Annotated in this window: 11 protein-coding genes; 8 read left to right on the top strand and 3 right to left on the bottom strand. The window is 67.6% G+C overall.

The genetic code is table 11. From position 1 onward, the window contains the following. The first annotated feature begins 14 nt into the window (after nt 1-14). Genes lpxA through CCR84_RS15685 form a run of 4 tightly spaced genes read left to right on the top strand, consistent with a single transcriptional unit; the run spans nt 15 to nt 3374 of the window. A complete protein-coding gene (gene lpxA, locus CCR84_RS15670) occupies nt 15-785 on the top strand; it encodes an acyl-ACP--UDP-N-acetylglucosamine O-acyltransferase (protein WP_201214355.1) in 771 nt (256 codons plus the stop codon). Further along, nucleotides 782-1945 (top strand): lipid-A-disaccharide synthase, encoded by a 1164-nt coding sequence (gene lpxB / locus CCR84_RS15675; protein WP_201214358.1) that lies wholly within the window; start codon nt 782-784, stop codon nt 1943-1945. The genes lpxA and lpxB overlap by 4 nt, the downstream gene beginning before the upstream one ends. Continuing rightward, on the top strand, nt 1938-2525 hold the full coding sequence (gene rnhB, locus CCR84_RS15680) for a ribonuclease HII (protein WP_201214361.1): 588 nt from the start codon (nt 1938-1940) through the stop codon (nt 2523-2525). The genes lpxB and rnhB overlap by 8 nt, the downstream gene beginning before the upstream one ends. A gap of 30 nt (nt 2526-2555) precedes the next feature. Next, complete coding sequence (locus CCR84_RS15685; RefSeq protein ID WP_201214364.1) at nt 2556-3374, top strand: TrmH family RNA methyltransferase; 819 nt, start codon at nt 2556-2558, stop codon at nt 3372-3374. Here the strand turns inward: CCR84_RS15685 and ppsR are convergent. Continuing rightward, entirely contained in the window at nt 3371-4204 is an 834-nt protein-coding gene (gene ppsR, locus CCR84_RS15690; protein WP_201214366.1) for a posphoenolpyruvate synthetase regulatory kinase/phosphorylase PpsR, read from the bottom strand. The two genes, CCR84_RS15685 and ppsR, sit on opposite strands and share 4 nt — an antisense overlap. Before the next feature lie 46 nt (nt 4205-4250). Beyond that, entirely contained in the window at nt 4251-7076 is a 2826-nt protein-coding gene (gene ppc / locus CCR84_RS15695; RefSeq protein WP_201214368.1) for a phosphoenolpyruvate carboxylase, read from the bottom strand. A 195-nt stretch (nt 7077-7271) separates the two neighbouring features. On the opposite strand from ppc, the gene ppsA reads away from it, so the two are divergent. Further along, nucleotides 7272-9653, top strand: a complete 2382-nt coding sequence (ppsA, locus tag CCR84_RS15700; RefSeq protein ID WP_338052633.1) for a phosphoenolpyruvate synthase — start codon at nt 7272-7274, stop codon at nt 9651-9653. A 150-nt stretch (nt 9654-9803) separates the two neighbouring features. On the opposite strand, the gene CCR84_RS15705 is transcribed toward ppsA, so the two are convergent. Then, nucleotides 9804-10415: a trimeric intracellular cation channel family protein gene (locus CCR84_RS15705; RefSeq protein ID WP_201214372.1), complete on the bottom strand. Its 612-nt coding sequence runs from the start codon at nt 10413-10415 to the stop codon at nt 9804-9806. 151 nt (nt 10416-10566) lie between these two features. On the opposite strand from CCR84_RS15705, the gene CCR84_RS15710 reads away from it, so the two are divergent. From CCR84_RS15710 to guaB, 3 genes are all read left to right on the top strand, one after another. After that, nucleotides 10567-11004 (top strand): type II toxin-antitoxin system RatA family toxin, encoded by a 438-nt coding sequence (locus tag CCR84_RS15710; protein ID WP_201214374.1) that lies wholly within the window; start codon nt 10567-10569, stop codon nt 11002-11004. A gap of 4 nt (nt 11005-11008) precedes the next feature. Then, complete coding sequence (locus CCR84_RS15715) at nt 11009-11332, top strand: RnfH family protein (protein WP_201214375.1); 324 nt, start codon at nt 11009-11011, stop codon at nt 11330-11332. A 99-nt stretch (nt 11333-11431) separates the two neighbouring features. Further along, nucleotides 11432-12892 (top strand): IMP dehydrogenase, encoded by a 1461-nt coding sequence (gene guaB, locus CCR84_RS15720; RefSeq protein ID WP_201214387.1) that lies wholly within the window; start codon nt 11432-11434, stop codon nt 12890-12892. Nucleotides 12893-12949: the final 57 nt, after the last annotated feature.

A 12949-nucleotide genomic window follows, 5' to 3' on the forward strand; every position in this document is an offset into this window, starting at 1 on the left:
GGGTGGGGGAGCACATGATTCACCCTAGCGCCATCGTCGATCCGGGTGCCCGTATCGGCCAGAATGTCAGCATCGGTGCTTATTCGATCATCGGCCCCGACGTCGAGATCGGCGACGGCACCAGCGTCGGTCCGCACGTCGTCATCAGCGGTCACACGCGCATCGGCCGCGATAACCGCATCTTCCAGTTTGCCTCGCTCGGTGAAGTCCCGCAGGACAAGAAGTACGCGGGCGAGCCGACGCGGCTGGAGATCGGCGACCGCAACACCATCCGCGAGTTCTGCACCTTCAACGTCGGCACCACGCAGGACGAGGGCGTCACGCGCATCGGCGACGACAACTGGATCATGGCCTACGTGCACATCGCGCACGATTGCCGGGTCGGCAACAGGACCATCTTCGCCAACAACTCGCAGCTGGCCGGCCATGTCCATGTCGACGACTGGGCGATCCTCGGCGGTTTCACCGGCGTGCACCAGTTCTGCCGCGTCGGCGCGCACTGCATGACCGCGGTCGGCACGGTCGTCCTGCAGGACATCCCGCCCTACGTCACCGCCGCCGGCAACACCGCCAGCCCGTTCGGCATCAACAGCGAAGGACTGAAGCGCCGCGGCTTCTCTGCCGACGCGCTGCTGGCCCTGAAGCGTGCCTACCGCACGTTGTACAAGTCCGGCCTGCGCCTCGAAGAGGCGCGCGCCAAGCTCGAGCAGGATGCCGTAGCGCACCCGGAAATCCGGCCGATTCTGGACTTTCTCGCAGCCTCGAAGCGCGGCATCATCCGATGACCGCCGTGCGCATCGCCATGGTCGCCGGCGAGGCGTCGGGCGATCTGCTGGCGAGTCACCTGATCGCCGCGCTGCGCGCGCGCCTGCCCGATGCCGTCTTCTACGGCATCGGCGGGCCGAAGATGGAGGCGCAAGGCTTCGACGCCTGGTATCCGCTGGAAAAGCTGGCCGTGCTCGGCTACGTCGATGCGTTGCGCCATTACCCCGAGATCGCCGGGATCCGTAGCGAACTGCGCCGTCGTCTGCTCGCCGACGACGGCCATCGCCCCGACGTCTTCATCGGCGTCGACGCGCCCGATTTCAACCTCGGGCTGGAGCAGGCGCTGAAGGAGCGCGGCATCACCACGGTGCACTACGTCAGTCCGTCGATCTGGGCCTGGCGCGGCGAGCGCATCCGCAAGATCGCCGCGGCGGTCAACCGCGTGCTCGCCCTGTTCCCGTTCGAACCGGCGCTCTACGAGGCGCGGCAGATTCCGGTGAGCTACGTCGGGCATCCGCTCGCCGACGTCCTGCCGGTCGAGGACGGGCGCGTCGGCGCGCGCGAGTTGCTGGAGATCCCGGCCATGCAACCGGTGTTCGCGCTGCTGCCCGGAAGCCGTCAGTCCGAATTGCAGTACATGGCCGACATCTTCATCCGCACCGCGCGCAGGATCGCCGAGAAGCTGCCGGATGCGCTCTTCCTCGTGCCGCTGGCGACGCGCGAGACGCGGCTCATGTTCGAGCAGGCGATCTATCGCTGCGAGGCGCACGACCTGCCGCTGCGCCTGCTCTTCGGTCATGCGCACGACGCCATGGCCGCTGCCGACGTGGTCCTCGTCGCCAGCGGAACGGCGACCCTGGAAGCGGCGCTGCTCAAGCGGCCGATGGCCATCGCCTACCGCATGTCGCCACTCTCGTACCGGCTGATGAAAGGCAGGGGTTATCTGCCCTACGTCGGGCTGCCGAACGTGCTCGCCGGCCGCTTCGTCGTCCCGGAGTTCATCCAGGACGATGCCACGCCCGAGAATCTGGCGCAGGCCCTGCTCAATCTCTTCGCCGACCGCGAGACCGCGGCGCGCATCGGCGAGGTGTTTCGCGGCATCCACCTGCAGTTGCGCCAGAACACCGCCGAGAAGGCGGCGCAGGCGATCATCGACTGCCTGCCGGCCACGCATGGCTGAGCTGATCGTTCCCGCCGGCCTCGTCTGTGGCGTCGACGAGGCCGGCCGCGGTCCGCTCGCCGGTGCCGTCGTCGCCGCGGCGGTCATCCTCGACCCGGCGTGGCCGATCGCCGGACTCGACGACTCGAAGAAGTTGTCGGCGAAGAAGCGCGAGGCGCTGGCGCTCCTGATCCGCGAACGGGCGCTTGCCTGGGCGGTGGCCGAGGCCAGCGTTGCCGAGATCGATCGCCTGAACGTCCTGCAGGCGAGCCTGCTCGCCATGCAGCGCGCCGTTGCCGCGCTCGCCGTTCCCCCCGAGCGCGCGCTGATCGACGGCAACCGCTGTCCCCAACTTCCCTGTCCGGCCGAGGCGCTGGTCGGCGGTGACGCGCGCTCGGCGCCGATCGCCGCCGCGTCGATCCTGGCGAAGACCGTGCGCGATGCAGGGATGCTCGCGCTGCATGAGCGCCACCCCGAGTACGCTTTCGACCGGCACAAGGGCTACCCGACCGCGCAGCACCTCGCTGCGCTGCGCCGCCACGGGCCTTGTCCAGAGCACCGGCGCAGCTTCGCGCCGGTGGCGCAACTGAACCTGCTGTAAGCCTGGCGCCGCCAGCGGAGACACCCGCCCATGTCCGTCAGACACATCGTTTCGCGCGATAACCCGCGCTTCAAGGCGCTGAAGAAGCTGGCGCAGAGCGCTCGCGAACGCCGCCGCGAAGGGCTCGCGCTGCTCGACGGCATGCACCTGATCGAGGTTTACAGCGAGCGCTGCGGCCGGCCGGAAGCCTTGATCGTCAGCGAACAGGGAGCGTCCCGCGCCGAGATTGCCCGCCATCTGGCGGCGCTCGACCCGACGATCGAGGTCCTCGCCCTGTCCGCCCCGCTCTTCGCCGAGCTCGCCGCGGTCGACACGCCGAGCGGCATCATGGCGCTGATCCGCCAGCCGCAAGCGGCTGGCGCGCCCGATCCCGATGCCGATGCCGTCCTCCTCGACGGCGTGCAGGATCCGGGCAACGTCGGCTCGATCCTGCGCAGCGCCGCCGCGGCGGGTTTCCGCCAGGTGCTGTTGTCGCCCGACTGCGCTCAGGTCTGGTCGCCGAAAACCCTGCGCGCCGGGATGGGTGCGCATTTTGCGCTCGAGCTCTTCGAAAACGCCGACCTGTGCGCCTTCATCGGCGCCTATCGCGGCGTGGCTGCCGTCACCGAGCCCGCAGCCGGCCAGTCGCTGTTCGCCGCCGACCTGACGGGGCCGCTGGCCTGGATCTTCGGCAGCGAAGGCGCGGGCGTGCGCCCGGCGACGGCGGCTGCGGCACGGGCACACTTCACCATCCCGATGCCGGGCGGCAGCGAGTCGCTCAATGCCGCGGCGGCGGCTGCGGTCTGTCTGTTCGAGACGGTCCGCCAGCGCCTGCCGCGGAGCCAGGCGCCGGTCACGGGGAGCGGCTAGAACGCGTGGCCCTCGAGCTTGATCTCGTGCATGATCGTCGTCGAGATCTCCTCGATCGACTTGGTGGTCGAGTCGAGCCAGCGGATTCCCTCGCGCTGCATCAGGCGCTCGGCCTCGGCCACCTCGCGGCGGCAATTCTCGATCGACGCGTAATGGCTGTTCGGGCGCCGCTCGCTGCGGATCTTGTGCAGGCGCTCGGGCTGGATGGTCAGACCGAACATGCGCTGGCGGAAGCGATCGAGTCCCTGCGGCAGGCGGCCGCGCTCGAAGTCCTCGGGAATCAGCGGGTAGTTGGCGGCCTTGATGCCGAACTGCATCGCCAGGTAGATGCTGGTCGGCGTCTTGCCGCAGCGCGAGACGCCGACCAGGATCACGTTGGCCTGCTCCATGCCGGCCATGGTGATGCCGTCGTCGTGGTTGAGCGCGAAGTTGATCGCGTCGAGACGGTCCTCGTAGTGCTTGTTCTCGGTGAAGGAGTGCGAACCGCCGATGGTGTGTGTCGACTCGATGCGCAGCTCGTTCTCTAGCGGCGCGAGGAAGGTTTCGAGCAGCGGCACGCAGAAGCCCTGCGAATCGTCGAGGATCGCGTTCAGCGCCGGTTCGACCAGGGTCGTGAAAACGATCGGTCGCGCGTTGTCCTCGCGCGCGGCCTGCGCGATGCGTGCGGCGGCAGCGAGTGCCTTTTCCTCGTTGTTCACGAAGGGGATGCGGGTCTGCCTGAACTTGATTCCCTTGAACTGGGAGAGCAGGCTGTGGCCGAGGGTTTCGGCGGTGATCGCGGTGCTGTCGGAAACGAAGAAGGCACTGCGCACGGGATGTGGCTGGTTCATGGAAAAAGGCTTTCGCAAGTGATGGAAGGTGGGCGCTGAAGGGAAGCTAGCCGCTGTTGCGCAGGCCGGCGGCGATGCCGTTGATGGTCATGTGGATGCCTCGGCGGGCGCGTTCGTCGATCTCTCCTGCGTGTTCGCGGTGACGGCGCAGGAGTTCGATCTGCAGGTGGTTGAGCGGGTCCATGTAGGGGAAGCGGTTGCGGATCGAGCGGCGCAGCGAGGGGTTGTCGGCGAGCAGGCAGTCCGTCTCCTCGATCGCCAGCAGGTGGCGGCGCGTGCGCGCGTGTTCGCCGGCGATGCGCGCGAACACCGCGTCGCGCAGTTCGAGGTCGGTGACGAGTTCGGCGTAGCGCGAGGCGATGCCGATATCGGTCTTGGCCAGCACCATGTCCATGTTCGAGAGCAGCGAGCGGAAGAAGGGCCACGACCGGTACATGCGGCGCAGCGTCGCCAGACCGTCGGGATGACCGGCGAGGAAGGCCTCGACTGCGCTGCCGAAGCCGTACCAGCCGGGGATCATCAGCCGGCACTGCGACCAGCTGAACACCCAGGGAATCGCGCGCAGGTCCTCGATCCGCTGCGAGGGCTTGCGCGAGGCCGGACGGCTGCCGATGTTGAGTTCGGCGATCTCCGATATCGGCGTCGACTCGCGGAAGTAGCGGTCGAAACCGGGCGTCTCGTACACGAGGCCGCGGTAGGCGCGGTAGGCGTGCTGCGACAGCGTCTCCATCACCGCGCGCAAGGGGGCTGGGTCGGTCTCCTGCTCGCGCGCGAGCAAGGTCGCTTCGAGCGTCGCCGCCGCCAGGATCTCGAGGTTGCGCCGACCGACCTCCGGGTGTGCGTACTTTGAGGCGATCACCTCGCCCTGCTCGGTGATGCGGATCTGGCCGGAAACGGCGCCGTCGGGCTGGGCCAGGATCGCCTGGTAGCTGGGGCCGCCGCCACGACCGACCGAACCGCCGCGGCCATGAAAGAGGCGCAGGCGGACGCCATGGCGGGCGCAGGTCTCGGTCAGCGCGACCTCGGCCTTGTACAGTTCCCAGCCCGAGGTGAGGAAGCCACCGTCCTTGTTGCTGTCCGAATAGCCGAGCATCACCTCCTGCTCGTCGTCGCGCGAGGCGATCAGGGCACGCCAGACGGGGAGCGCGAACAGCTGCGCCATCACTGCGGCGCTGCGGCGCAGGTCGTCGATGGTCTCGAACAGCGGGATGATGTTCATCGCCAGCGACGGGGTCTCCCCGGCAACGAGCAGCCCGGCCTCCTTGAGCAGCAGCGCGACTTCGAGCAGGTCGGAGGCGCCGTCGGTCTTCGAGATGATGACATTCGGCAGTGCTGCGGCGCCGTAGCGCGCGCGCAACTCGCGGGCGGCGAAGAAGATCGCCAGTTCGTCGGCGGTCGCGCGCGACAGTTCGACGCCGGCGAGCAGCGGCGAGTAGAGGGGGCGCGGGCTGGCGATCTCGGCGGCGAGCAGCGCGATCCGCTCCTCCTCGCCGAGCCTGCTGTAAGCGTCGGGCGTCGGCAGCCGTCCGGCGCTCGCCAGCAGTTCGGCGACGCAGCGCTCGTGCACGTCCGAGTTCTGGCGCAGGTCGAGCGGCGCCAGGTGGAAGCCGAACACCTGCACGGCGCGTCGTAGCCGGCGCAGGCGGCCGTCGGCGAGCAGCGCGGCGCCGTGCTCGCGCAGCGAGGCGGCGATCGTTCCCAGGTCGGCGAGAAAGTCGGCGCTGTCGGCGTAGGGGGGCGCTGCGCCGAGCGGCACGCGTTCGGACGCGTGCTGGTCGAGCGCGCGCGCGGTTGCGGCCAGGCGCGCGTAGATGCCGGTCAGCGCGCGCCGGTAGGGCTCGTCGGCACGGTGCGGTGAATGGTCGGGCGAGCGTTCAGCGAGTTCCGCGAGCGCGGGCGACACCGGAACGAGCAGTTGCGACAGCGACAGCTCGCCGCCGAGCGCATGCACCTCGTGCAGGTAGAAGTCGAATACTGCCGCCGACTGTAGCCTGAGCGCGCTGCGCAGGATGTCGGCGGTGACGAAGGGATTGCCGTCGCGGTCGCCACCGATCCAGCTGCCGATGCGCAGGAAGGGCGGCAGGTCCCAGTCTTCTCCGGGAAAGCTGCGCGCCAGCAGCTCCTCGAGCTCGCCATAGAGGCGCGGCAGTTCGCTGAAGAAGGTCGACTCGTAGTGGCTGATGCCGTTGTTGATCTCGTCGACCACCGCCAGTCGGCTGGGGCGCAGCATCCGCGTCCGCCACAGCGTCAGCACCGCGCGCCGCAGCGAGCGCTCGTTGTCGGCGCGTTCGCCGGCGGTGAGCTGCATGCGGTCGCGGCCGTCGAGCAGGCGCGCGATCTCGTGCTGCGCCTGCAGGATGCTCTTGCGGCTGACCTCGGTCGGGTGCGCGGTGAGCACCGGCGAGACTTGGGCGACGGTGAAGAATTCACGCAGGCGCGCGAGCGGTACGCCGGCCGCGACGACGCGTGCCAGCGAATGTTCGAGGCTGCCTTCACGCGCCGGCGACCCCTGCAGCTCGTGCGCGCGCCGGCGACGGATGTGGTGCTGGTCCTCGGCGATGTTCGCCAGATGCAGGAAGTAGCTGAAGGCGCGGACGACCGACAGCATCGTCTCGCGCGGCAGCTTGTTGAGCAGCTGCGCGAGCTCCGCGCGGCTGGCTTCGTCTGCCGGAGCGACGGCCGGTAGTGCGTCTTCCCGGGCGCTCTCCCGGTCGAAGCGCACCGAGGCTTGGCGAATGCGTTCGACGACCGCGAACACCGCTTCCCCTTCCTGCTCGCGCACCGTGTCTCCGAGCAGGCGGCCGAGCAGGCGGATGTCGGCGCGCAGCGGCTGGTCCTTGTCGTCAGCTGAATCGGTCTCGGGGATGGGCATGGGCGTGCTCCGGTGATCCGCAGCAGCGCATTATCGCCGATTCGACCTTGCCGGGAAATGCGCCTGCGCGGCGGTCGCGCAGGCGCGCCGCAAGCCCACAACGACGGGAAAATGATAAGATGACACCCTCTGCGGCCGGTACTGTGCCGGCCATTTTCTCGCATCGGACTTTAATTTCATCAGGGGCGAACTACGGTGGCGACGAACGAATATGTGATCAGCTTCGAGAATCTGCGCATGACCGACGTTGATCGGGTGGGCGGCAAGAATGCCTCGCTCGGCGAGATGATCAGCCAGCTCTCGCACATGGGGGTACGCGTTCCCGGCGGCTTTGCAACGACGGCGCAGGCGTACCGCGATTTCCTCGCCCACGAAGGCCTCGCCGAGCGCATCGCCAAGGCGCTCGAGACGCTTGACGTCGATGACGTCAGCGCGCTGGTCGCCTGTGGCGCACAGATCCGCCAGTGGATCATCGACACGCCTTTCCCGCCGGCACTCGACGCAGCGATCCGCGATGCCTACGCGGCGCTGGTCGCCGAATCCGGCGACGGCATGAGTTTTGCCGTACGTTCTTCGGCCACCGCCGAAGACCTGCCCGACGCTTCCTTCGCCGGCCAGCAGGAAACCTTCCTCAACATCGAAGGCCTGGACAACATCCTGCACGCGATGAAGGAGGTGTTCGCCTCGCTGTACAACGACCGCGCCATTGCCTACCGCGTGCACAAGGGCTTCGTGCACGCCAACGTCGCGCTCTCGGCCGGCGTGCAGCGCATGGTCCGCTCCGACACCGGCGCCGCCGGCGTCATGTTCACGCTCGACACCGAATCCGGTTTCCGTGACGCGGTGTTCATCACCTCCTCGTGGGGCCTGGGCGAGACGGTGGTGCAGGGCGCGGTGAATCCCGACGAGTTTTACGTGCACAAGCCGATGCTCAAGGCCGGCAAGCACGCGGTGATCCGCCGCACGCTCGGTTCGAAGATGATCAAGATGGTCTTCGCCAGCGAGAAGGTCGCCGGCCGCTCGACGGTCACGACCGACGTCGCCGAAGCCGACCGCAACCGCTTCTCGATCAACGACGCCGAAGTCCAGGAACTGGCGCGCTACGCGATGATCATCGAGGCGCACTACCAGCGCCCGATGGACATCGAATGGGGCAAGGACGGTCGCGACGGCCGCATCTACGTGCTGCAGGCGCGTCCGGAGACGGTCAAGTCGCAGGAAGAGGGCGCCAGCACGGTGCAGAAGTTCCGCCTGAAGAGCTACTCGAAGGTGCTGGCGTCGGGCCGCGCCATCGGCCAGAAGATCGGCGTCGGCCCGGTCCGCGTCGTCCATGACCCTAGCGAGATGCACAAGGTGCAGCCGGGTGACGTGCTCGTCGCCGACATGACCGACCCGAACTGGGAACCGGTGATGAAGCGCGCGGCGGCGATCGTCACCAACCGCGGCGGACGCACCTGCCACGCGGCCATCATCGCGCGCGAGCTCGGCATCCCGGCGATCGTCGGCTGTGGCGACGCGACCGACATGCTCTACGAGGGCGAGATCGTCACCGTGTCCTGTGCCGAGGGCGACACCGGCCACGTCTATCGCGGCAAGCTCGATTTCGAGGTCACCTCGCGCGACGTCGCGGCGATGCCCGAAGTGCCGGTCAAGGTGATGATGAACGTCGGCAACCCCGAACTCGCCTTCGAGTTCTCGCAGCTGCCGAACGACGGCGTCGGCCTGGCGCGCGTCGAATTCATCATCAACAACGTGATCGGCGTGCACCCGAAGGCGATCCTCGACATCGAACACCTGCCCGTCGACCGGCGCGAGGAAATCGAACGGCGCGCGCGTGGCTACGCCGACGCCAGGACCTTCTTCGTCGAGAAGCTGGTCGAAGGCGTCGCGACCATCGCCGCCGCCTTCTGGCCGAAGCCGGTGATCGTGCGCATGTCCGACTTCAAGTCGAACGAGTACCGCAAGCTGCTCGGCGGCGATGTCTACGAGCCTGAGGAAGAGAATCCGATGCTCGGCTTCCGCGGTGCCTCGCGCTACATCGCCTCGACCTTCCGCGACTGCTTCGAGATGGAATGCGAGGCGATGCGCAAGGTGCGCAACGAGATGGGCCTGACCAACGTGCAGCTGATGGTGCCCTTCGTGCGTACCGTCGGCGAAGGCGCTGCGGTCGAGCAACTGCTCGCCGAGCACGGCCTGAAGCGCGGCGACAACGATCTCAAGCTGATCATGATGTGCGAGATCCCCTCGAACGCGCTGCTCGCCGAGGAGTTCCTCAAGCACTTCGACGGCTTCTCGATCGGCTCGAACGATCTCACCCAGCTCTCGCTCGGCCTCGACCGCGACTCGGGTCTGGTCGCCTCGCTGTTCGACGAGCGCGATGCGGCGGTGAAGGTGCTGCTCGACATGGCGATCACGGCCTGCCGTCGCCAGGGCAAATACGTCGGCATCTGCGGCCAGGGGCCTTCCGACCACCCCGATCTCGCCGAATGGCTGATGGACCAGGGAATCAGCAGCATTTCGCTGAACCCGGACACGGTCATCGAAACTTGGACGCGGCTGGCGGCGCACCGCGCCTGATCCATCGATCCGGGGCTGGCGGCAATGCCGCCAGCAGCGAGTGCAAACGGCTCCGCGCACGCTCCGTGCCCGGAGCCGTTTTTCCAGGGGGCGGCATGGTTCAGGCCGTCACTTGTCGGGTTAGGCTGCGCTAACCCGACGGTCCGCCCATCAAGGCGACTTGAAGGTCGGCAGGCGGATGCGGAAGCGGATTGCCGCCGCGCGCACGGCCAGGATCACCGCCATCGCGACCCAGGTCGAGGTCGTGTCGTCGACACCAACCTCCTGCAGTCCGATCAGGGTCAGCGCGCCGATCCAGGCGACCGATGCGTAGAGTTCGCCGGGCAGGAAGATGAGCGGTACCTGGTTGCAGAAGAGGTCGCGCAGGACGCCGCCGAAGACGCCGGTGATGACGCCCATGATGCTCGCGACCAGCCACGGGGCCTGCCATTGCAGTGCCATCTGGGCGCCGAGCACGCTGAACAGTGCCAGGCCGACCGCATCCGGGTAAAGGAAGCGCGCCTCCGCGATGCGTCGCTGCCGTGCCCAGAAGAAGGTGACGATGCCGACGACGATGGCGATCGCCAGGTAGGCCTGATCGGCCACCCAGAAGACCTCGCGCTGCAGCAGCACGTCGCGCAGGGTGCCGCCGCCGATCGCGGTGGCCGTCGCCACCGTGGTCGCGCCGACGAGGTCCATCTGCTTGTGCTGCGCGACGAGAACGCCGGTGATGGCATTGACCGCGACTGCGGCCATCCCGGCCCAGTAGAGAAGTTCTTCCATCAGTTTGCGCTCCGCAGCGGCGCGCGCCGGTCGGGGCTCGGCGCGCGGGGGGCTTGGTCGTGAATGTCGGCAAGAAGCATCGGAACGGTGCTGGGCAGGGTTTTGCGCTAGAATCGCCGGCTCTTGATGATGTTCTCCGGAGCGGTGGCAGATGGCGTTGGTTGAAAAATCGGTCCTGATCGAGCGGTCGGCGAGAGAGATGTTCGATCTGGTGGATGGCGTCGAGCATTATCCCGCTTTCCTGCCCTGGTGCAGCCAGACGCAACTCAAGTACCGCGACGAGAAGAAGACGGTCGCCACCTTGTTCATCAATTATCTCAGCGTGAAGTCGCACTTCACCACCGACAACGACAAGGAAGTGCCGCTGTGGATGAACATCAAGCTGGTCGACGGGCCTTTCCGCCGGCTGGAGGGGATGTGGCGCTTCAAGCCGCTCGGCGAGACGGCGTGCAAGGTCGAATTCCAGCTCTCCTACGAGTTTTCGAGCAAGATGTTCGAGAAGGTGATCGCGCCGGTATTCGGGCAGATCATGAACACCTTCGTCGATGCCTTCGTCCGCCGCGCTGCGGTCGTCTACGGAAACCGCTGAGCCGATGACTGACAACAACATCCGCGTCGAGGTCGTCCATGCGCTGCCGGCCCGCCAGGACCTGGTCGCGCTGAACCTGCCCGCAGGTGCGACCCTGAAGCAGGCGCTCGAGGCCTCCGGGCTGCTGCAGAAGCACCCGGCGATCGACCTGGCGAAGGGCAAGTTCGGCATCTACGGCAAGCTCTCCAGGCTGGACACGGTGCTGCGCGATCGCGACCGCGTCGAGATCTACCGCCCGCTGATCGCCGACCCCAAGGAAATGCGCAAGCAGCGCGCGAGCGAGGGCAAGGCGATGAAGAAGGGCGCCGGCGAGGCGGACGCCGGCTGAAGCAGGCTGCACGCGGGCCTGCCGGCTGGGCCTTGTCTGTCCTGCGGTGGCAGGCGGCCTTGCTGTATAATCCTGCTTTTGTGAGCCTGGATAAAAGCCATGCGTTTAATTCAGAAGGCGCTGACGTTCGATGACGTCCTGCTGGTTCCCGCCCATTCTGCGATCCTGCCGCGCGACGTTAGCCTGCGTACCCGCCTGACGCGCAACATCAGTCTCGATCTGCCGCTGGTGTCCGCTGCGATGGACACCGTCACCGAAGCCCGCCTGGCGATCGCGCTGGCGCAGGAAGGTGGCATCGGCATCGTGCACAAGAACCTGAGCCCGAAGGCGCAGGCGGCCGAGGTGTCGAAGGTTAAGCGCTTCGAGTCGGGGATCCTCAAGGACCCGATCACGATCCCGCCGACGATGACGGTGCGCGAGGTGCTGGCGCTGACGCGTCAGCACAGGATCTCCGGGCTGCCGGTGGTGCAGGGCAAGCAGGTGGTCGGCATCGTCACCAACCGCGACCTGCGCTTCGAGACCAACCTCGACCAGCCGGTGAGCAACATCATGACGCCGCGCGAGCGTCTGGTGACCGTGCAGGAGGGCGCCTCCGTCGCCGAAGGCCAGGCGCTGATTCACAAGCACCGCCTGGAGCGCGTCCTCGTCGTCAATGACGACTTCGAACTGCGCGGACTGATCACGGTCAAGGACATCCTGAAGTCGAGCGAGCACCCGAATGCGAGCAAGGATGCTGCCGGCCGCCTGCGCGTCGGTGCGGCGATCGGTGTCGGCCCCGGTACCGAGGAACGCGCCGCACTGCTCGTCGAGGCCGGCGTCGACGCGCTGGTGGTCGATACCGCACATGGCCACTCGCAGGGCGTGCTCGACCGCGTGCGCTGGGTGAAGCGCAACTTCCCGAACGTCGAGGTGATCGGCGGCAACATCGCCACCGCTGCGGCAGCGAAGGCGCTCGTCGACCACGGTGCCGACGGGGTCAAGGTCGGCATCGGTCCCGGCTCGATCTGCACGACGCGCATCGTCGCCGGCGTCGGCGTGCCGCAGATCACCGCGATCCAGAACGTCGCCGATGCGTTGCGCGGAACGGGCGTTCCGGTCATCGCCGACGGTGGCGTGCGCTTTTCGGGCGACATCGCCAAGGCGATCGCCGCCGGCGGCAACGTGGTCATGCTCGGCGGCCTGTTCGCCGGTACCGAGGAAGCCCCGGGCGAGGTCGAGCTGTTCCAGGGCCGCTCGTACAAGTCCTACCGTGGCATGGGCTCGATCGGCGCGATGGCCGCCGGTGCTGCCGACCGCTACTTCCAGGAAACCACTGCCAACGTCGACAAGCTGGTGCCCGAGGGCATCGAGGGACGCGTTCCCTACAAGGGCTCGGTGCTCGCGGTGATCCACCAGCTGATGGGCGGCCTGCGCTCGTCGATGGGCTACCTCGGTTGCGCTACGATCGACCAGATGCACGCGCAGGCGACCTTCGTCGAGATCACCTCGGCCGGCGTGCGCGAGTCGCACGTGCACGACGTGCAGATCACCAAGGAAGCGCCGAACTACCACGTCGAGTGAGGCGCAGGGCGGATCCTCAGGGGGCGGCTTGCGGGCCGCCCTTTGTTCATCGGCCTT

Origin of the sequence: Rhodocyclus purpureus (assembly GCF_016653115.1) — a bacterium.
Lineage (GTDB): Bacteria > Pseudomonadota > Gammaproteobacteria > Burkholderiales > Rhodocyclaceae > Rhodocyclus > Rhodocyclus purpureus.

Bases quoted from the DNA above. Each gene is read 5' to 3' on its own strand.
- lpxA (WP_201214355.1), top strand. From the start codon at position 15: ATGATTCACCCTAGCGCCATCGTCGATCCGGGTGCCCGTATCGGCCAG.
- lpxB (WP_201214358.1), top strand. From the start codon at position 782: ATGACCGCCGTGCGCATCGCCATGGTCGCCGGCGAGGCGTCGGGCGAT.
- rnhB (WP_201214361.1), top strand. From the start codon at position 1,938: ATGGCTGAGCTGATCGTTCCCGCCGGCCTCGTCTGTGGCGTCGACGAG.
- CCR84_RS15685 (WP_201214364.1), top strand. From the start codon at position 2,556: ATGTCCGTCAGACACATCGTTTCGCGCGATAACCCGCGCTTCAAGGCG.
- ppsR (WP_201214366.1), bottom strand. From the start codon at position 4,204: ATGAACCAGCCACATCCCGTGCGCAGTGCCTTCTTCGTTTCCGACAGC.
- ppc (WP_201214368.1), bottom strand. From the start codon at position 7,076: ATGCCCATCCCCGAGACCGATTCAGCTGACGACAAGGACCAGCCGCTG.
- CCR84_RS15705 (WP_201214372.1), bottom strand. From the start codon at position 10,415: ATGGAAGAACTTCTCTACTGGGCCGGGATGGCCGCAGTCGCGGTCAAT.
- CCR84_RS15710 (WP_201214374.1), top strand. From the start codon at position 10,567: ATGGCGTTGGTTGAAAAATCGGTCCTGATCGAGCGGTCGGCGAGAGAG.
- CCR84_RS15715 (WP_201214375.1), top strand. From the start codon at position 11,009: ATGACTGACAACAACATCCGCGTCGAGGTCGTCCATGCGCTGCCGGCC.
- guaB (WP_201214387.1), top strand. From the start codon at position 11,432: ATGCGTTTAATTCAGAAGGCGCTGACGTTCGATGACGTCCTGCTGGTT.